The 20,462-nt window shown below is 32.4% G+C and carries 20 protein-coding genes; 15 read left to right on the top strand and 5 right to left on the bottom strand.

Features of this window, described 5'->3' with window-relative positions; all coding sequences use genetic code 11:
- Positions 1–153: 153 nt before the first annotated feature.
- Positions 154–1,263 (bottom strand): adenylate kinase, encoded by a 1,110-nt coding sequence (locus tag SJY43_RS06855; RefSeq protein ID WP_396603105.1) that lies wholly within the window; start codon positions 1,261–1,263, stop codon positions 154–156.
- A gap of 134 nt (positions 1,264–1,397) precedes the next feature.
- On the opposite strand from SJY43_RS06855, the gene SJY43_RS06850 reads away from it, so the two are divergent.
- The 9 genes from SJY43_RS06850 to SJY43_RS06810 all read left to right on the top strand — a co-directional run bounded on the left by SJY43_RS06850 (position 1,398) and on the right by SJY43_RS06810 (position 8,566).
- Positions 1,398–2,555 carry a 5-(carboxyamino)imidazole ribonucleotide synthase gene (locus tag SJY43_RS06850; protein ID WP_396603104.1) on the top strand — a complete coding sequence of 386 codons (1,158 nt, stop codon included), beginning with the start codon at positions 1,398–1,400 and terminating at the stop codon, positions 2,553–2,555.
- 19 nt (positions 2,556–2,574) lie between these two features.
- Positions 2,575–3,033, top strand: a complete 459-nt coding sequence (locus tag SJY43_RS06845; RefSeq protein ID WP_396603103.1) for a DUF2059 domain-containing protein — start codon at positions 2,575–2,577, stop codon at positions 3,031–3,033.
- Between the two features lie 2 nt (positions 3,034–3,035).
- Positions 3,036–3,518: a 5-(carboxyamino)imidazole ribonucleotide mutase gene (purE, locus tag SJY43_RS06840; RefSeq protein ID WP_396603102.1), complete on the top strand. Its 483-nt coding sequence runs from the start codon at positions 3,036–3,038 to the stop codon at positions 3,516–3,518.
- A gap of 148 nt (positions 3,519–3,666) precedes the next feature.
- Positions 3,667–5,700, top strand: coding sequence for a M3 family metallopeptidase (locus SJY43_RS06835; protein WP_396603101.1), 2,034 nt, complete (start codon positions 3,667–3,669; stop codon positions 5,698–5,700).
- Positions 5,701–5,800: 100 nt separating this feature from the next.
- Positions 5,801–6,304, top strand: a complete 504-nt coding sequence (locus SJY43_RS06830) for a GbsR/MarR family transcriptional regulator (protein ID WP_396603100.1) — start codon at positions 5,801–5,803, stop codon at positions 6,302–6,304.
- A gap of 52 nt (positions 6,305–6,356) precedes the next feature.
- The gene (locus SJY43_RS06825) at positions 6,357–6,797 is read left to right on the top strand and encodes a hypothetical protein (protein WP_396603099.1); all 441 of its coding nucleotides are present in this window, start codon (positions 6,357–6,359) and stop codon (positions 6,795–6,797) included.
- 4 nt (positions 6,798–6,801) lie between these two features.
- Complete coding sequence (locus SJY43_RS06820) at positions 6,802–7,677, top strand: SAM-dependent methyltransferase (RefSeq protein ID WP_396603098.1); 876 nt, start codon at positions 6,802–6,804, stop codon at positions 7,675–7,677.
- A 75-nt stretch (positions 7,678–7,752) separates the two neighbouring features.
- Positions 7,753–8,304 (top strand): sigma-70 family RNA polymerase sigma factor, encoded by a 552-nt coding sequence (locus SJY43_RS06815; protein ID WP_396603097.1) that lies wholly within the window; start codon positions 7,753–7,755, stop codon positions 8,302–8,304.
- 1 nt (position 8,305) lies between these two features.
- Positions 8,306–8,566 (top strand): hypothetical protein, encoded by a 261-nt coding sequence (locus tag SJY43_RS06810; RefSeq protein WP_396603096.1) that lies wholly within the window; start codon positions 8,306–8,308, stop codon positions 8,564–8,566.
- Here the strand turns inward: SJY43_RS06810 and SJY43_RS06805 are convergent.
- Entirely contained in the window at positions 8,559–9,377 is an 819-nt protein-coding gene (locus tag SJY43_RS06805; protein WP_396603095.1) for a hypothetical protein, read from the bottom strand. The genes SJY43_RS06810 and SJY43_RS06805 overlap by 8 nt on opposite strands.
- A gap of 120 nt (positions 9,378–9,497) precedes the next feature.
- Between SJY43_RS06805 and gcvP the strand changes: the two genes are divergently transcribed.
- The 4 genes from gcvP to SJY43_RS06785 all read left to right on the top strand — a co-directional run bounded on the left by gcvP (position 9,498) and on the right by SJY43_RS06785 (position 14,922).
- Positions 9,498–12,347 (top strand): aminomethyl-transferring glycine dehydrogenase, encoded by a 2,850-nt coding sequence (gcvP, locus tag SJY43_RS06800; RefSeq protein WP_396603094.1) that lies wholly within the window; start codon positions 9,498–9,500, stop codon positions 12,345–12,347.
- 107 nt (positions 12,348–12,454) lie between these two features.
- The gene (locus SJY43_RS06795) at positions 12,455–13,513 is read left to right on the top strand and encodes a 3-oxoacyl-ACP synthase III family protein (RefSeq protein ID WP_396603093.1); all 1,059 of its coding nucleotides are present in this window, start codon (positions 12,455–12,457) and stop codon (positions 13,511–13,513) included.
- A gap of 2 nt (positions 13,514–13,515) precedes the next feature.
- The gene (locus SJY43_RS06790; RefSeq protein ID WP_396603092.1) at positions 13,516–14,037 is read left to right on the top strand and encodes a methyltransferase; all 522 of its coding nucleotides are present in this window, start codon (positions 13,516–13,518) and stop codon (positions 14,035–14,037) included.
- Between the two features lie 33 nt (positions 14,038–14,070).
- The gene (locus SJY43_RS06785) at positions 14,071–14,922 is read left to right on the top strand and encodes a glycosyltransferase family 2 protein (protein WP_396603091.1); all 852 of its coding nucleotides are present in this window, start codon (positions 14,071–14,073) and stop codon (positions 14,920–14,922) included.
- Between the two features lie 4 nt (positions 14,923–14,926).
- Here SJY43_RS06785 and SJY43_RS06780 read toward each other — a convergent pair whose 3' ends face one another.
- Both SJY43_RS06780 and pafA read right to left on the bottom strand, forming a co-directional pair.
- Positions 14,927–15,736, bottom strand: a complete 810-nt coding sequence (locus tag SJY43_RS06780) for a DNA/RNA non-specific endonuclease (protein WP_396603090.1) — start codon at positions 15,734–15,736, stop codon at positions 14,927–14,929.
- Positions 15,736–17,358 carry an alkaline phosphatase PafA gene (gene pafA, locus SJY43_RS06775; RefSeq protein ID WP_396603089.1) on the bottom strand — a complete coding sequence of 541 codons (1,623 nt, stop codon included), beginning with the start codon at positions 17,356–17,358 and terminating at the stop codon, positions 15,736–15,738. The genes SJY43_RS06780 and pafA overlap by 1 nt, the downstream gene beginning before the upstream one ends.
- 111 nt (positions 17,359–17,469) lie before the next feature.
- Here pafA and SJY43_RS06770 point away from each other — a divergent pair, with 111 nt between their 5' ends.
- Both SJY43_RS06770 and SJY43_RS06765 read left to right on the top strand, forming a co-directional pair.
- Complete coding sequence (locus tag SJY43_RS06770) at positions 17,470–18,207, top strand: MlaE family ABC transporter permease (RefSeq protein ID WP_396603088.1); 738 nt, start codon at positions 17,470–17,472, stop codon at positions 18,205–18,207.
- Positions 18,207–18,974, top strand: coding sequence for an ABC transporter ATP-binding protein (locus SJY43_RS06765; RefSeq protein WP_396603087.1), 768 nt, complete (start codon positions 18,207–18,209; stop codon positions 18,972–18,974). The genes SJY43_RS06770 and SJY43_RS06765 overlap by 1 nt, the downstream gene beginning before the upstream one ends.
- 1 nt (position 18,975) lies before the next feature.
- Here the strand turns inward: SJY43_RS06765 and SJY43_RS06760 are convergent, their stop codons facing one another.
- On the bottom strand, positions 18,976–20,460 hold the full coding sequence (locus tag SJY43_RS06760; protein ID WP_396603086.1) for a DUF389 domain-containing protein: 1,485 nt from the start codon (positions 20,458–20,460) through the stop codon (positions 18,976–18,978).
- Positions 20,461–20,462 lie beyond the last annotated feature (2 nt).

Below are 20,462 nucleotides of genomic sequence, written 5' to 3'. Positions count from 1 at the left end.
TATGAGTTAAAAGTTAAAAGTTTGTTCACTCTTATCTTTACACTTTTTCCGCTTAAGCGGAAATATTGATTGAAATTTAAAATACAAAAACTATAACTTCTATTTAAAAAGTTATAGTTTTTAATAATATAAGATTCCTGCTTGCGCAGAAATTTATAGTTTATCTATTACTGTACTTAATCGTTCGGTAATATCTTCTATACTGCCAACACCATCAACACCAAAATATTTGTCTTGGGCCGCATAATAGTCTTTTAATATAGCTGTTTCGTTATAATATACTTTAATTCTATTTCTTATAACTGTTTCGTCAGCATCATCTTTTCTGCCGCTAGTTTTACCGCGTTCAAGTAAACGTTTTACTAAAACCTCATCGTCAACTTCTAAAGCAATCATAGCGTTAATTTGAGAATCTTTGCTGTCCATTAACTTTTCTAAAGCTTCAGCTTGCGCATTTGTACGTGGGAAACCATCAAAAATAAATCCGTTAGCACCAGCATTTTTTTCAACTTCAGCATTTAACATATCAATAGTTACTTGATCTGGAACCAAACCGCCTTTTTCTATATAAGATTTAGCCAACATTCCTAAAGCAGTTTCATTTTTCATGTTATATCTAAAAACATCGCCTGTAGAAATATGTACTAAGTTATATTTCTCTTTTAAAAATTCTGCTTGTGTTCCTTTACCTGCTCCTGGAGGGCCAAATAATACTAAGTTTGTCATGTGTTGTGTTTCTTTTATTTGATATACTTCTGGTAAATTCCTTCCTAAGCCATCATAATCTAAACCGTAGCCAACTATGAATTTATCTGGAATTTCAATACCAACATAATGTAATTTAAAATCTTTTTTATAAGCTTCAGGTTTGTAAAAAAGTGTCGCAATTTTTAATGATTTTACCTTTTCATTTTTAAAAATCCTGTGCACTTCTTGTAGCGTATTCCCAGTATCAATTATATCTTCTAAAATAATAACAGTTCTATCAGTTAAATCTTGGGTTATACCTATTAATCTTTGAATATCTTCAGTAGATTTTAAACCTTCGTAAGACGCTAATTTAATAAACGTAACCTCACATGTTTTTGGGTACTTTTTAACAAAATCGCTTGTTAACATAAACGACCCATTTAATATACCAATAAATACCGGAATTTCATCACCAACATCTTCTGCAATTTCATTGGCTAAACGCTGTAACGCATCGTCAATTTCCTTAGCAGAAACAAAAGGTTTGAAATATTTGTCATGTAACTTTATCAAGGGTAATAATTTTTTCAAGGGCAAAGATAATCAATAGATTAAGTAATACCCATTTTTTGATTTACGATTTAGGAACTATTTTAAGATTTAAATGTATTTTTGCATAACTTAAGTACCTTATTAGCAACAATTGTATGACAAATTATTTCTCTTCAAAATTCAAACTTGGTATTCTTGGTGGTGGTCAATTAGGTAAAATGCTACTTTATGACACCAGAAAATTTGACATCTATACTTCGGTTTTAGATTCAAGTAATGAAGCCCCTTGTAAACTAGCTAGTAATGAATTCCATTTAGGAGACTTAATGGATTATGATGCGGTTTATAATTTTGGAAAACAAGTAGATGTTTTAACTATTGAAATTGAAAACGTTAATGTTGATGCTTTAGAAACTCTAGAAAAAGAAGGTGTTAAAGTTTATCCTGCATCAAAAACATTACGACAAATTCAAAATAAAGCAAAACAGAAATTGTTTTACGTAGATAATAATATTCCAACTTCAGATTTTTCTCGATTTGCATATTTATCGGAAATTAAAGATTCTATTGAACATGGTGGATTAGAATTTCCGTTTGTTTGGAAGGCAGCTCAATTTGGCTATGATGGCAACGGTGTAAAAGTAGTTAGAAAGCTATCAGATTTAGACGGTTTACCAAAAGGAGAATGCATAGCTGAAGATTTAATTCCTTTTAAAAATGAATTAGCGGTTATTGTTGCTAGAAATGCTTCTGGCGAAACAAAAACATATCCTGTGGTAGAAATGGAGTTTCATCCTGAAGCCAACCAAGTAGAATATGTTATTTGTCCTGCTAGAATTTCTAACGAGGTAGCAAAAAAAGCTGAAGAAGTGGCTTTAAAAACTTCAAAAGCATTTAATCATGTTGGGCTTTTAGCTGTTGAAATGTTTCAGACTAAAGATGATGATATTTTAGTAAACGAAGTTGCTCCTAGACCACATAATTCTGGTCATCAAACTATTGAAGCAAGCTATACCTCTCAATTTGAACAACATATTAGAGCGATATTAGATTTACCTTTAGGAAGAACAGATAGTAAAGTTGGCGGCGTCATGGTAAATTTAGTTGGTGCAGAAGGCTATACTGGAAACGTGCTTTATGAAAACATTGAAAACATCATGAAAATGAATGGTGTAACACCTCATATTTATGGCAAAAAGCAAACGCGTCCGTTTAGAAAAATGGGACATGTAACGATAGTAAATGAAGATTTAAATGAAGCCAGACGTGTTGCCGAAGAAGTAAAGAAAAGTATTAAAGTTATAAGTGAATAAAACATTAAACTAACAGAACATGAAAACTAAACTATTAATATTTATCTTTTTATTATGTTTTTCCTCAACAGCAATGTTAGGTCAAGAAAATAATATTAGTAAAGAATATAAAGAAACTGTAGTTAAAATGTTTCAAGTAACCGGAACAGCGAACATATACAAAACTATGATTAATGGAATGTTTGATATGTACAGAAGACAACTAACAGATGTTCCTGAAGATTTTTTTGACAAACTTCAAAAAGAATTTCAGACTTCTGCAATTAATGAATTAAATGATTTATTAATTCCTGTTTATCACAACCACCTTAGTAAAGAAGATTTAGAGGTAGTTATAGAATTTTATGAATCACCTACAGGTCAAAGATTTGTTAGTAAAACTCCTGTTATAATGCAAGAGGCAATGGTTATAGGTGAAAAATGGGGAAAAGGTATTGGTGAAAAAGTAGTAAAAGAAATAGAAGAAAACGGATTTTAATTATGAGCAAAGTAGGCGTTATTATGGGAAGCAAAAGTGATCTTCCTGTTATGCAAGATGCGATAGACATCTTAAAAAGTTTTAATATTGAAGTTGAGGTAGATATTGTATCTGCTCATCGTACACCAGAAAAATTATTTGATTACGGCAAAAATGCACACACCAGAGGCTTTTCTGTAATTATTGCTGGCGCAGGGGGTGCGGCACATCTACCAGGCATGATAGCTTCTTTATCGCCTTTGCCTGTTATTGGAGTTCCCGTTAAAAGCAGTAATTCTATTGATGGTTGGGATTCTGTTTTATCAATATTACAAATGCCTGGCGGTGTTCCTGTTGCAACCGTTGCATTAAACGGCGCAAAAAACGCTGGAATTTTAGCAGCTCAGATTATTGGGGCTAGTGATAAAAAGGTACTTAATACAATTGTTGCTTATAAAGAAGAACTAAAAATTAAAGTAAACGAATCTGCTAAAGATTTAAAATAAAAGAAAGCCCCGAAGTGATTCGGGGCTTTCTAGCTATTAACAAATAATTCTCATGAGTTAGTCACTCTTCGTATTATCGGCTGCAAAAATACACAAAACTTACTATGCATACATAGTAAATTTTATTTTTAACACATTCCTTGAATAAATGATGAAAAAAGAACTAATTACCCCGTTTAAAACTACATATAACACACCTCCTTTCAGAATAATTCAAAATGAGGACTTTTTACCAACTATTAAGGAAGGTATAGAGATGGCTCGAAAGGAAATTGACGGTATTGTTACCAACTTAGAAAGCCCTTCTTTTGAAAATACAATAGAAGCTTTAGAGTTTTCTGGAGAACAACTTGATAGAATTTCGAGTATTTTTTTCAATCTGAACTCGGCCGAAACAAACGAAGACATTCAAAAAATAGCACAAGAAGTTTCCCCTTTACTTTCAGAATTTAGTAATGATATTACTTTAAACGAAGATTTATTCAAACGTGTTAAAGCTGTTTATGATTCAAAATCAGAATTAAATCTAACTACAGAACAAAAAACGCTTCTAGATAAAAAATATAAAGGTTTCTCTCGTAATGGAGCAAACTTACACGAAGATAAAAAGAACAAACTTAGAGAGATTGACAAAAAATTAAGTCAGTTAAAGTTAAAGTTTGGCGAAAATGTTTTGGCAGAAACCAACAAGTTCGAAATGCTAATAACAAATGAATCTGATTTAGCTGGTCTTCCTGAAGGCACAAAAGAAGCTGCAAAACAATTAGCAGAGTCAAAAGAAAAAGAAGGCTGGTTATTTACGTTAGATTACCCAAGTTACATTCCATTTGTTACTTATGCTGACAATAGAGAACTGAGAAAAAAATTAACATTAGCAGCAGGAAGCAAAGCCTTTAAAAATGACAATTTAGACAATCAAGAAAACGTATTACAAATAACGAAACTAAGACACGATCGAGCCAACCTTTTAGGTTATAAAACACATGCCCATTTTGTTTTAGAAGAACGCATGGCGGAAACTCCAGAGACGGTTCTTAACTTTTCTAACGAATTACTAGAAAAAGCGAAACCAGCTGCCAAACGAGAATTCGCAGCTCTTGAAAAATTCGCCAAAGAACTAGATAATATTGATCGATTAGAAAAATGGGATGGCTCTTATTATTCTGAAAAACTAAAGCAAAAACTATTCAGTTTAGATGACGAGAAATTAAAACCCTACTTCAAATTAGAAAACGTTATTAACGGTGCATTTACAATAGCTAACAAGTTATTCGATTTAAATTTTGAAGAAATTGATACTATTGATAAATACCATGATGAGGTTTTAACCTATAAAGTTACAAACTCAAAAGGTGATTTTGTTTCTGTTTTTTATGCCGATTTTTTTCCAAGAGCTGGGAAACGTAACGGTGCCTGGATGACATCATACAAACCACAATACATTAAAGACGGTGAAAACAGCAGACCTCATATTTCTATTGTTTGCAACTTTACAAAGCCAACTAAAAGCAAACCATCATTATTAACTTTTAATGAGGTTACTACATTATTTCATGAATTTGGACATGCACTACACGGTATACTTGCTAACACCACCTACCCTAGCCTTTCTGGAACAAGTGTTTATTGGGATTTTGTAGAATTACCAAGTCAGATTATGGAAAACTGGTGTTTTGAAAAAGAGGCTCTTGAGTTATTTGCAACACATTACGAAACTGGAGAAGTTATTCCGATGGATCTGGTTGAAAAAATAAAAGAATCAGCTACCTTTCATGAAGGCATGCAAACTTTGCGCCAACTAAGTTTCGGGTTATTAGATATGAGTTGGCATGGACAAGACCCAACAGACATTAAAGATGTAAAAGCTTTTGAAGCTGAAGTATTTAAAAACACAACCTTATATCCTGAAACAAAAGAAACATGCATGAGTACTGCATTCTCTCATATTTTTCAAGGTGGATATGCGTCTGGTTATTACAGCTACAAATGGGCTGAAGTTTTAGATGCCGATGCTTTCGAGTATTTTAAAGAAGCAGGTATTTTTAATAAAACGGTTGCAAATAAATTTAAAGACAACGTACTTAGCCAAGGTGGAACAGAAAACCCTATGACATTGTACAAACGTTTTAGAGGGCAAGAACCTAAACCTGAGGCTTTGTTGAGACGGGCTGGACTAATTTAAAATTAAAACGAAAAGGTTGTTTTTTTGAATTCAACCTTTCTGTCTAAAATAAACTTTCAATAATTATTGAAAGTTTAGAAATAATTTATATATTTGTGTCATGGAATACCAAGAGGCAAAAGATAAATTTATTAGTACATGGGGAAGTTTAGGCACACTTTGGGGCATAAACAAAGCTATGGCACAGATACAATCGTTGCTTTTTATTTCTACAAAAGCGTTATCCATGGAAGAAATCATGGAAGAGCTTAAAATTTCTCGTGGTAATACCAGCATGAATTTACGCCAACTTATGGATTGGGGTATAGTTACAAAAGAATTAATTCCTGGTGAACGCAAAGAGTATTTTACTACCGAAAAAGATGTACAAGAACTAGCAAGACATATTGCTAAAGAACGCAGCCGAAGAGAAATTAAACCTGTAATTAAAATACTAAAAGATGTTTCCTCTATTAAAGACGATGGCACAGAAAAAACAAAAGAACTTATAAAACAAACTAAAGCATTACACGATTTGGCTGAAACAGCTGATGCTATGATGAACAAAATTGTAAATCAAGAACAAACTTGGATTACTAAATCTTTGCTAAAATTGATCAAATAAAAAAATTTAAACAATACTTTCAATAATTTCTGAAAGTTTAAAAATAATAAAAATGAAAACACAAATCCCTAATTGGCTAATCATCCTTGGAGGATGCGGTCAAATATTTACAGCATTAATCTATCCATATATCCGTCATAAAGTTTTTGATTGGTATAATGATGTAAAACAATTAAAACCTCTTAATCAAGAGATAGCGAAAACGTACGGAAGATACATTCAAGGTTTAAATTTTTCTTTTGGTTTAATTGCCATTTTATTACCAAACGATTTAAAAAACCACACCAATTTAGCCATTGCATTAACTGGATTAATTGCAGCCTACTGGGTTGGAAAAGTAGCAACTCAAATAGCTTATTACCCTATGTATAACATACCAAAACAAACCATTTTTAAAATTGGTAGTTATTTTATGAATACATTATTTACGCTATTCGCAATAGTATATACATGGTTATTAGTTTACAATTTAAGTCATTTTATAAATATATAAAATCATGAAAGCAACAACAATAAACCTAACTAGAGATAAAGAAAATAATCGTATAGAAATGATTGATTTCTATAATGAAGCGACCGAAGACTACGAAGTCTGGAGCAGCGATTTTAATATGCATTTTGGCTATTTTATTCCTTTTAAAACCAACGTTTTTAAAAGAGACACCATGCTTAACGAAATGAACAATCAGGTTATTAAGCGTTTAAATATTACCAAAGACAACAAAGCATTGGCCGATTTAGGTTGCGGTATGGGTGGCACCATGCGATATGCCTTAAAGAAAAACAAAAATCTTGCTGCTTTTGGGGTAACATTATCTGAGTTTCAAACTAAAAAAGGAAATGAATTATTAAAAGGTTACAACGGTACTATTCTAAAAGAAAATTATAATAACACATCATTTTCAACAAATACCTTTGATGCCGCAATAGCTATAGAAAGTTTTTGCCATTCTGGACACAGTAAAACTTCAATAAAAGAAGCTTATAGAGTACTTAAACCAAAAGGCAAACTTGTAATTGCCGATGCGTTTTTAAAAAAACAACCATCTCAACTTTGTTATGGAAGTCATTACGCTTATAACAAACTTTGCAACCATTGGAGTTTAAAAAAACTAGAAACTATTGAGAATATTATAGAAAAACTAAAACATCAAGGCTTTGCTGAAATTAAAATTGAAAATGCTTCTTTTAGAGTTGCACCTTCTGTTTTACACGTGCCATTTACAATTATAAGTTTCGTATTAAAACAATTAGTGAACACAAAAAGCCTTAAAAGAGAAAGTTTGCACAACTTAAAAGGATCTTTTTATGCATTACTCTCAGGATTACACATGAAAAGTTTTGGATATTATATTATTTCTGCAACTAAATAAACAGACTTGATACAAAACACTAAAAAAATCATTTTTTTAGCTTATTTTTGAATTTCAAATAAATTTGTATCATTAATGCCTAATCACCTTATTGATCCTAATAAATGGATTGACCTTTATTCTGATTACCTCTTTAACTACACTATCTCGCGTGTTAATGATAGAGAAAAAGCTCAAGATTTGGTTCAGGACACTTTTTTAGCAGGTTTAAAATCTATGAAAAACTTTAAGGGAGAAGCTAGCGAACGCACTTGGCTAATTTCAATTTTAAAGCGAAAAATAATAGATCACTACAGAAAAATTAATTCTAACAAAGGTAAAGCAGAAGTAAGAATTAACTATAATGATAGTGAAAGTGAGGGCGATTGGTTAGAGGAGCGTGTTGCAGATCCTTTTGACAAAACCGCCGAAGACACATTAGAAAACAACGAATTAGGAGAGGCTATATATAATTGTTTGGGTAAATTACCTCAAAAACAATCAGATGTTTTTAAAATGAAAACAATTCTTGGCCATGAAACTGAAGCAATTTGTAATGAATTAAATATTACAGCGTCTAACCTTTGGGTAATAGTCCATAGAGCACGTACCGCCATGGCAGATTGTTTGAAAGAAAATTGGTTTTAGTATGAGTAAGATAAAATTTATAATGCCTTGCAATGAAGCAAATCATGTTTGTGATAAAACACAATACGATGATGCTACCTTATGGGAAAAAATAATACTAAGCATACATTTAATATACTGTAAAGCGTGCAGAAAATATACTAAAAACAATGCTTTACTTACTAAAACTATTAAAAAATCGGAAGTTGAGTGCTTAGATCCCGAATGTAAGGAAGCCATGAAAAAAGAAATGAATAGAGTTTTAAAAGAGATTTCTAATTAAGAATTAGCAATAACACCAGCCAAACGATAGGCAATCCTTCTACAAAAAAAGAACAATAATATCTATTCTGTTCAGTTTTACTAAAAACTACAAATAACATCGTTATTATTGAAACAATTAGTAATGTAACCATTATACTTTTATTCGTTTCATCTTTTAAAAACTCTAACAAAAAGAATAGTAACAACAACACTATACCTAATGTTTTTGTTTTTGCCACTCCTAGTTTCTGAGGAATAGTCAATAATTTCAGGTTATCATATTTCAAATCCCTTATTTCAAAAGGAATCATTAATACTAGAACATATAAAAACCTTTGTATACCAAGTATAATTACATCTGTGTTAATATGATAATCTGAATTAATTAATGGAATAAAAACTGTTACTCCTACCCAAACTACAGCTATAACAAACACTTTTAATCCACTAACACTTCTTAAACTATCATTTCCTTTTGGAAGAAAAGGAATGGCGTATAATACAGTTAATATTGCTAAGCAGACAATAAAAACATGAGTATAAAACTCTAAATAAAACCCATAATAGCACATTAAAATAAAGCATATGAAAGATAGGATTTGAATCGATTTGAGCCAATTTGCCAATTGCCTATGACGAAACTTAACAATACCAAAATACTTCACAAAATTATACCCAGTAATCGAAGCATAAAAAACAAAATATAATACAGGTTCGGTATAATTTAAACCTAGTGTTAGCAATGTAATCCAACTCAATGAAAACACAGATAAAGCTACATGAATACTACTGTTTATATAAAAACCAACAAGTTGTTTAAAAAACCTCATTTTGCAAAAGTAATTAAAGTGTTGATAACGTTCTTGAATAGTTAAAAACTTTCCAAATCGCTCAATAAAACACATCAAATATTACGTATTTTTGCGGATTATATAATAAATTTTTGCTTAATGAATACAAATGCTTTCGCTTTGCGTCATATTGGCCCTAGAGATAACGACCAAAAACTAATGTTGAACGCTATAGGTTTAGACTCTTTAGATGAGCTAATTTATGAGACTATCCCTGACGATATTCGTTTAAAAAATGGTTTGAATTTAGATGAACCAATGACGGAACATGAGTATTTATTGCATATTCATGACTTATCTAAAAAAAACAAGGCCTACAAAACGTATATAGGTTTAGGTTATCATCCTACTATTCTGCCCGCAGTTATACAAAGAAACATTCTTGAAAACCCAGGTTGGTATACAGCATATACACCATATCAGGCAGAAATAGCCCAAGGTAGACTGGAAGCCTTATTGAATTTCCAAACAATGGTTATAGATTTAACTGGAATGGAAATTGCCAACGCCTCTTTACTTGATGAAAGTACTGCAGCGGCAGAAGCGATGAGTTTACTTTTCGCAGTAAGAGAACGCGATCAGAAAAAAGCAGGTATTAATAAGTTTTTTGTTTCTAAAAATATATTGCCACAAACTTTATCATTATTACAAACTAGAGCAACTCCAATAGGAATAGAATTGGTTATCGGGAATGAAGAAGCTTTTGATTTTTCGGAAGAATTTTTTGGTGCCATTTTACAATACCCAGGAAAAGACGGGCAAATTACAGACATAAAATCATTTATAAGTCAAGCAAACAACTCTAGAATTAAAGTTGCTGTTGCAGCCGATATTTTAAGTTTAATAAAATTAGAAGCCCCTGGCGAATTTGGTGCCGATGTGGTTGTTGGAACTACACAACGTTTTGGAATCCCTATGGGTTACGGTGGTCCGCACGCCGCATATTTTGCCACTAAAGAAGCTTATAAACGTGATTTACCTGGTCGTATTATAGGTGTTACTAAAGATGCCAATGATAACCGCGCTTTACGCATGGCTTTACAAACTAGAGAGCAACATATTAAAAGAGACAAAGCCACTTCTAATATTTGTACTGCTCAAGTATTATTGGCCGTTATGGCAAGTATGTACGGTGTTTATCATGGCCCGAAAGGTTTAAAATTCATAGCCAACAAGGTGCATAATAAAACCGCTGCTTTAGCAAATGCACTCGACAAATTAGGGTACAAACAAATAAACACCTCTTATTTTGATACGCTTCAAATAAAAACGAAAGCTAAGAAAATTAAAAAAATAGCAATACTAAAGAAGGTTAATTTATTTTATCCAGATTCTAAAACAGTTACAATTTCTATTAACGAAACCACAGCTATTCGAGATATTAATTATTTGATTGCTGTTTTTGCTGAAGCTGCTAAAAAAGACACGATTATAATTACTGATATTAAACCAGCCAATAATATTTCAGAATCTATACAAAGACAATCTGATTTCTTAACGGAACCTGTTTTTAACACCTATCATTCTGAAACAGAATTAATGCGCTATATTAAATCTTTAGAACGTAAAGATTTAGCGTTAAATCATTCAATGATTTCACTTGGCTCTTGTACCATGAAATTAAATGCAGCTTCAGAAATGCTTCCATTAAGTTGGTTTAAATGGGGAAATATTCATCCTTTTGCACCTTTAAAACAAGCAAAAGGCTATTTAACTGTTTTAAAAGAATTAGAAGATCAATTAACTGAAATTACTGGTTTTGCTGCCACATCTTTACAACCTAACTCTGGAGCTCAAGGTGAGTTTGCTGGGTTAATGGTTATAAAAGCGTATCACGAATCTCGTAATGACCATCATAGAAATATTTGCTTAATTCCTTCGTCTGCACATGGAACCAACCCTGCAAGTGCTGTTATGGCAGGAATGAAAGTTGTAGTTACTAAATCGACTGCAGAAGGTAATATTGATGTAGATGATTTACGCCAAAAAGCCGAATTACATAAAGACAATCTTTCTGCTTTAATGGTAACATACCCATCTACTCATGGTGTTTATGAATCTGCTATTAAAGAAATCACACAAATTATTCATGACAACGGCGGACAAGTTTACATGGACGGTGCTAATATGAATGCTCAAGTTGGCTTAACAAACCCTGGTAATATTGGAGCCGATGTGTGTCACCTTAACTTACACAAAACTTTCGCAATACCACATGGCGGGGGTGGTCCAGGTGTTGGCCCTATTTGTGTTGCAAAACAACTTGTACCATTTCTACCAGGAAATCCTTTAGTAAAGACCGGTGGAGACAAGGCTATTACAGCAATTTCAGCAGCTCCATTTGGCTCAGCTTTAGCGTGTCTTATTTCATATGGATATATTAAAATGCTTGGAGCAGAAGGCTTAACCGAATCTACTAAAATTGCCATTTTAAATGCTAATTATATCAAACAGCGACTTCACGGAAATTTTGATACTTTGTACTCTGGTGAACGTGGTCGTGCAGCACATGAAATGATTGTAGATTGTCGTCCTTTTAAAGCTAATGGCATTGAAGTTACTGATATTGCAAAACGATTAATGGATTATGGATTTCATGCACCTACGGTATCATTCCCAGTAGCTGGAACCTTAATGATTGAACCAACTGAAAGTGAAAGCAAAGCTGAAATAGACCGTTTTTGTGATGCTATGATTTCAATAAAAAAGGAAATAGACAACGTATCAAAAGACGATAGCAATAATGTATTAAAAAATGCACCTCACACACTAGATATGATAACGGCAAACGAATGGCATTTCCCATATTCTCGCGAAAAAGCTGCGTTTCCATTAGACTATGTAAGAAACAACAAATTTTGGCCAAGTGTTAGACGTGTTAATGATGCATACGGCGATAGAAACTTAATTTGTTCATGCGTACCAATTGAAGCTTATGCGGATGCATAATTAAATCTGTTGAACGTCGTAATTTATAATAAAATACTAATAGCTATTAACTAAAATCTGCTTAATTTTGTATGCACGCATAATACTAATAGTAAATTTCTATTTTTATGAATATAAAAATTACTGGCACAGGAAGTTACATCCCAGAAAACATTGAAAAAAATGAAGACTTCTACAATCATGAGTTTTTAAATAGTGATGGTTCTACTATAAAAGCCCCTAACGAAACTATTGTAAGGAAGTTTAAAGCGATAACAGGTATTAATGAACGTCGTTATGCAAAGGCGCATTTAAACACCTCAGACATGGCCTCTTTTGCAGCCGAGAAAGCCATTGAAAATGCTAATATTAACCGTGAGGATTTAGACTACATTATAGTTGCTCATAATTATGGTGATGTTAGACATGATAGCATTCAAAGTGATACTGTACCAAGTATTGCCTCAAGAGTAAAACATCTTCTTAGGATTAAAAACCCAAAATGTGTTGGATACGATTTACTTTTTGGTTGCCCAGGTTGGGTTCAGGGTGTTATTCAAGCCCATGCGTTTATAAAAGCTGGTATTGCAAAAAAATGTCTAGTTATTGGTGCTGAAACTTTGTCTAGAATTACAGATCCTCATGATAGAGATTCTATGATTTATAGTGATGGCGCTGGAGCTGTAGTGGTTGAAGCAACAGAAGACAAGGGTGGTATATTAGCTCATGAAGCGGCTACATATGCTTTTGATGAAGCCCATTACATATACTTTGGTGAAACAAATAAGCCAGAAATAAAAGAAGACCGCCGTTACATAAAAATGTATGGACGCAAAATTTATGAGTTTGCCTTAACAAATGTTCCATTAGCTATGAAAGCTTGTCTTGAGAATAGTGGCATCCCTGTTTCTGATGTTAAAAAAGTATTGATACATCAAGCCAATGAAAAAATGGACGAAGCCATTGTTAAGCGCTTTTATAACCTTTACGATATGGACATGCCAGAAGGCATTATGCCAATGAGCATTGGTAAATTAGGCAATTCAAGTGTGGCAACAATTCCAACATTATACGATTTAGTTTTAAATGGAGGCATTGACCAGCAAGAAATTAATAAAGGTGATGTTATAATTTTTGCAAGTGTTGGCGCAGGCATGAATATTAATGCTTTTGTTTATAAGCAATAATCATGTACGAGAAAACCTTTCCGAATAAACGTTTTAAACACACTATTGAATTTTTAGAAAAACATGTTTCAAACTCTGAATCTATATTAGATTTAGGAGTTAAGAATCCTTTTTCTAAAATTATGATTGAACATGATTACAAAGTTGAAAACACGAAAGGCGAAGATTTAGATATTGACACCTCAACAATTGAAGGGTCTGAGGCTGATGTTGTAACTGCATTCGAAATTTTCGAACACCTGCTCTCCCCTTTTACAGTTTTAAAATCTATAAAATCTAATAAATTAGTAGCTAGTGTGCCTCTTAAACTATGGTTTTCTTCAGCTTATAGAAGCAAAACAGACATGCTAGATAGGCATTATCATGAATTTGAAGATTGGCAGTTTGACTGGCTACTAGAAAAAGCAGGTTGGAAAATTATTGATAGCCAAAAATGGACCAATCCAACTAAAAAAGTTGGAATAAGACCAATTTTAAGATGGTTTACACCTCGATATTACATTGTTTATGCTGAAAGAGTTTAACTTTACGTCTTATACCAATTTAGTATTACTGCATTGAACTTCTATATTATCATTCCTGCTCACAACGAATCTGATTCTATTGGACTAACTTTAGATTCGCTAACCAAGCAAACACTCTTGCCAAAACAAGTTGTTGTAGTAAATGATAACTCAACTGATAAAACTGAATCAGTCGTTGAGGCATACACGAAAAAGCATCCATATATCAATCTAATCAACAATAAATCATCTAACAAACATTTACCGGGTTCAAAAATTATAAAGGCGTTTTATAAAGGTTATGACGTTTTAGATGATGATTATGATGTGATCTGTAAGTTTGATGCCGATTTAATTTTTCCTGATAATTATTTAGAGCAATTAGCTTCTCACTTTAATACCAATAAAAAACTTGGCATGGCTTCGGGTTTTTGTTACATCGAAAAAAATGAGGAATGGGTTTTAGAAAACCTTACTAGAAAAGATCATATACGAGGTGCTTTAAAAGCCTATACAAAAGATTGCTTTCTTGAAATAGGAAAATTAAAACCTTCAATGGGTTGGGATACCGTTGATGAATTACTCGCTAAATATTATGGTTGGGAGATTTTAACCGACCAGTCTTTACATGTAAAACACTTAAAACCTACTGGAATAAGCTATAACAAAGCATCTAAATATTTGCAAGGAGAAGCCATGTACAAAATGCGTTATGGAATTGTGATTACATTAATTTCGGCATTAAAATTAGCTTATAAGAAAGGAAGTCTTTCTTTATTCAAAGATTACATAGCCGGCTATTTTAAAGCAAAAAAAGACAAAGTTGATTTTTTAGTTTCTAAAAAAGAAGGTGGATTTATAAGAAATCTTCGTTGGAAAGGTATCTTAGGTAAACTCAAAAAGTAAGAAATCATTTAAAACTCCATCCTTTATAACTACTTGAAGCTTCTAATTTATTCTCTATAGCATCATCTAACTCAGGAAAAAAGTCAATGCCTGTTAAAGCCTCTACTTCATCAACTGAAACCACAAATTCATACAAAGGTTTTTTAGATTCTTTATGAGGCATTAAAAATGCAATCATTTTAGTTGCACCAGAATTAGTGTCTATTAACACTTTATAAAATTGATTAGGAACTGAAACATGTTCGCTTCCAATATCATTCATATTGCCATTCAAAACGCCACCTGTAACTACAAAAACGCCATCATACTTTCTTGCCCAATACCTTACTTTCTGTTCTAAGGTATTCCAAATACCAGCATTAAATTGATGCTCTTGCGGACTAATATTACTCGTTAAAAAAGTTTCGTCGTGTGCTTGTTTAGTATAACGTCTATCTCCCGCCGGACAAAGGTGACCACGATCATACCCCGAATTTTTATAATTCCTCCAACTTGCAGCACCTGTTTTTACGGCCTTATCTATTTCAAAATAGGGGCGTTTGTGGTTGGTGCTTGACAAGTGCGATTCCTTTAACTCATAAGCAACCCATTCAGCTTGCTCATGTTTTTCATTATAAGACAACGAATAACCTTCATGATGCACAACCTGACCTGTAGTACTTGTTGGTAAAAAGTATTCGTTTGTATCGCTTTTAGTTGTTTTTCCTTCAGTTATAATTTCGGCTTTTTCTTCTTCACCTAAAAAATATTCATACCCATAAACACACAAAACAATAATAAGAACAACAATAGAAGATAACGTACGCTTATTCATTATTCTAAAACAAATTCTAAAGGTTTACCTATTGCAAAATTTGGAAAACTTATCCCTAAAAGTGCCGATATAGTTGGCGCGATATCTGTAACTTCAGTCTTTTTTAATGTTTTCCCTTTGTGTATTCCTTTTCCAAAAAACAATAAAGGCACATGCGTATCATAATTTAAACCACTACCATGTGTAGACCCTGTTTTCCCATAAGAGATATAGGCTGGGTCGTGTACCAGAATAATATCTCCAGAGCGTTTTTGGTTAAAGCCTTTTTGTAATAAAGCTTCAATACCATCAGTAAAATTAACAGAACTCATTGTTGTTGCGGTATATGCTTTAGAAATATGCGGATAAGTAATTTGCTCGTTCACTATCGTATTTTGCACATCGTTTAAGTCTAAATCGAGCTCCTTTAACTTCTCTTTATTTAGAAAAATTTGATTATTACTCGTGTTTTCTACAACATCGATTGTACCATAGGTTTTCATTAAAAAAGCGTTAAATTGTTGTTTACGCTCAGTTTTATTCAAATATCCTGCAGGAATTTTTAAAGTCTTTAAATAAGACGGCACATCTACAGCACCATGATCTGCAGTTAAAAACACAGTATACTCACCAACACCAACCTGAGCATCTAAAGCTTCAAAAAAACGTTTTAAATCTTTATCTAAACGGATATAAGTATCTTCAATTTCTTTAGAGTTTACACCAAAATTATGTCCAACATAATCTGTGCTTGAAAAACTTACCGTTAGTACATCTGTAATATTGTCTTTTCCTAGTTGTTCTGCTTTTAGAGCTTCAATAGCAAAATCTGCTACAATACTATTTCCATAAGGTGTTGCTTTTAAAATATCAAAATTCCCATTTAATTTTGATAATGTTTTTAAATCATAGGGAAACGTTGCTGTTTCCTTGCCCTTAAAACCACCTTCAAAAGCATTTAAATCTTCACCACTTTCTGTATACGTTGAAATATCATACAATGTATTCCATGGTTTCAAATATGAACTTGCTACTTTCGATTTATTAAATTTATTAACCCATTTTGGTAAACTTTCCATATAGTAAGAACTTGACACAAAATAACCTTCAGTCTTTCCTCTAAACCAATAAGCTGCATTTGCAGAATGACCAGCAGGTAAAATAGCACCTCTATCTTTAATTGAGATACCTATCGTTTTTCCTTTAGACTGAGTAAACAACCTATTTTCATCGGCAAAAGTTGTTGTTTTCATACGATGTGGTGACATACGCTCTAATTCAGAATCTGTACCAACAGCTATTACAGAATCATCTCCAGCGCAATACACCGTTTTTTTAGTTTCCTTATCATACCAATTATTACTTATAATACCGTGATATTTGGGAGTAGTTCCCGTGTAAATTGAAGCGTGTCCCGGCCCTGTATAAGTTGGTACATAATTGAAATGATTATTTTTACAATTAAAACCTTCATTCATCATACGTTTAAAACCACCATCACCATATTTATCATAAAAACGGGTTAAATAATCATATCGCATTTGATCAACTACAATACCTACAACTAATTTAGGTTTTTCATTTTGAGCCAAAACGGGTCCCGTAAAAGAAAAAACAAATAATAAGGATAAAAAATACTTCATTTTGATATTAAATTTATTGTATTCAAAAATACGTTTTTTAAAACATCATAATTTAAATTTAAAGTTAAATTGGCATAACTTTTTTTTACTTTAGCAATTACAAATTTGCATATGACATACCTACATAATATAGGAGCTTACTTTTTAATGATTGCAGAAATGTTCCGTAAGCCTACCAAATGGTCGGTAATGAAGCAATTGATACTTAAAGATATTGACGATTTAATTATCGGTTCTCTTGGTATTGTAGCTTTTATTTCATTTTTTGTTGGTGGTGTAGTTACCATCCAGACTGCTCTAAATATTGATAATCCATTAATTCCTAAATACCTTGTTGGTTTTGCCACAAGGCAATCTATTATACTTGAGTTTGCCCCGACATTCATGTCTATTATCATGGCAGGTAAAGTTGGGTCTTTTATTACTTCTAGTATAGGCACCATGCGAGTTACAGAACAAATTGATGCCTTAGAAGTTATGGGTATTAACTCTCTAAATTATTTGGTGTTTCCAAAATTCATATCCATGTTACTTTACCCTTTTATAATTTCTATTGCCATGTTTTTAGGTATTCTAGGAGGTATGGCGGCTTGTGTTTATGGAGGTTTTAGCTCATTAGAAGATTATAATGTTGGTATTCAAACAGATTTTGAAACCTTTCATGTTATTTACGCTTTTATTAAAACGTTTGTGTTTGCTTTTGTTTTGGCAACCATACCATCTTTTCATGGTTATTATATGAAAGGTGGTGCTTTAGAGGTTGGTAAAGCAAGTACAACATCTTTTGTTTGGACTAGTGTTGTAATTATAATTTTAAACTATTTCCTAACCCAAATGTTATTAAGCTAATGATAGAAGTTAATAATTTACATAAATCGTTTGGGGAGATTGAAGTTTTAAAAGGCATAAGCACCACTTTTGAAAAAGGTAAAACAAATCTTATTATTGGTCAAAGCGGATCTGGAAAAACGGTGTTTTTAAAATGCTTATTAGGGTTATTTGAATATGAAGAAGGTAGCATTTCATATGATGGCAATATATTTTCGCAGCTTTCTGAAGATGAAAAGAGAAATATAAGAGCCGATATTGGTATGGTATTTCAAGGTAGTGCATTATTCGATTCCATGACCATTGCAGAAAATGTAATGTTCCCGCTTAAAATGTTTACTAAACAAAGTAAAAGCGAAATGGAAGACCGTGTAGACTTTGTTTTAAAGCGTGTAAATCTTGACGATGCCCATAATAAAATGCCAAGCGAAGCTTCTGGAGGTATGCAAAAACGTGTTGCTATTGCACGCGCCATAGTTAACAAACCTAAATACTTGTTTTGTGACGAACCAAACTCTGGACTAGATCCAAAAACAGCCATCGTTATTGATAATTTAATTAAAGAAATAACTGAAGAATATCAAATCACGACCGTTATAAACTCGCATGACATGAATTCGGTTATGGAAATTGGCGAAAAAATTGTATTCTTAAAAAATGGATTAAAAGCCTGGGAAGGCTCAAACAAAACAATCTTTAAAACCGATAACGAAGTGGTTACCGATTTTGTTTACTCTTCAAATTTATTCAAAAAAGTACGTAAAATGTATATTGAAGAAAATGAATAAATTAATTTCTTTTAACTCTTATTTTATCCGTTTTTAATTCTTGTTTCAACCAAGATAATAATTCGCCTTCTTTTACTGTAACAATACTATCATTAATTGAAGATTTCCATTTTACATTAGTAACGGTTAGTGTATCAACTTTTATAAAATCTTTAGATTCAAGCATTTTAGCATAACCAAAATATTCTAAATCACTAAATCTTATTTTAGCATCTTTAGCCAAGGTAGAAAAATGAATACCACCGGAAGCACTTTGAGCTTCTAATTGTTGATTAAGTCCAGAAATATTTTCTTGTAATTCGCTTATTTCTTTTTGTAATCCAGAGATTATATTGTCTTTTTTATCCAGTTCTACTATAGCTCTATCATAGGCTTCTGAAATTTTATCAATACTCCTATTTTTATTACCGCTTATTTCTAATTCAAAATCATTTATTTTATCGAATCGCTTTAACTCGTTACGCAAATCAACTTCGGTAGCTTCTGTAATTTCGCCATTAAAATAAAGCGTGATTTTTTTGTCGTCAGTATTTAATGTTCCATTTTGAAGCCAAAGTTCATTATTTGAAATTACTTCGTCAGCAATAAAACTATTATAATCATTCTCAAAACCACTATTCTTCAATACTCTTAAAAAGGTAATAGTAGGATATATCATTACCAAAATGGCTACTAACGCTGCAAATCTTGCTATACGTCTTCGTTTAGCAGAATTGGCATATTTAAGCATTGGAAACCTAAGCACCTTAAGCACAATAAAGGTTGCCAAAGCAATAAATATAGTGTTGATGGTAAATAAATTCATGGCTCCTAAAAAATAAGACCAATTACCATGTGCCAACCCGTAACCAGCTGTACATAATGGTGGCATTAAAGCGGTAGCAATAGCAACACCAAATATTACAGAGGCAATAGTTCCTTTTTTTGTTCGCGCTATAATTAAGGCCAACCCACCAAAAAAGGCAATAAGTACATCACGAATATCGGGTTTTACACGACCCAGTAATTCTGAAGTTTCCTGATTTCCAAGCGGAAAAAATTCGAAAAACAAATACGCTGTTAATAAACTTAAAACAATCATAATCGCTAAGTTGATAAGCGATTTTCTTAAGGTATCAATATCATTAATAGCAATAGACATTCCAATACCTAAAATTGGCCCCATTAATGGAGAAATTAACATGGCACCAATAACTACAGCTGTTGAATCTGCATTTAAACCAACAGAAGCTACAAAAATAGAACATATTAAAATCCATGCTGTCGCGCCTTTAAAGGAGATATCGCCTTTTATAGCAGCTATGGTAGCATCTCTATCCGTATCGTCTCTAAAATCTAAAAGCTCGCTTAAAAACGTCCTAACACTAACAAATAACCCTTTAGCATCTTGTCTTACAGCTTCCTTTTTTTCTTCTACAGCTTTATCTTTATCTAATTGCTGTTGTTGTTCTTCTTCAGAAAAATTAAATTTACTTTCATCGCTCATAA

The organism is Algibacter sp. R77976 (assembly GCF_044594645.1).
Classification (GTDB): domain Bacteria; phylum Bacteroidota; class Bacteroidia; order Flavobacteriales; family Flavobacteriaceae; genus Algibacter_B.
This window is presented reverse-complemented; position numbering and strand designations above follow the sequence as displayed.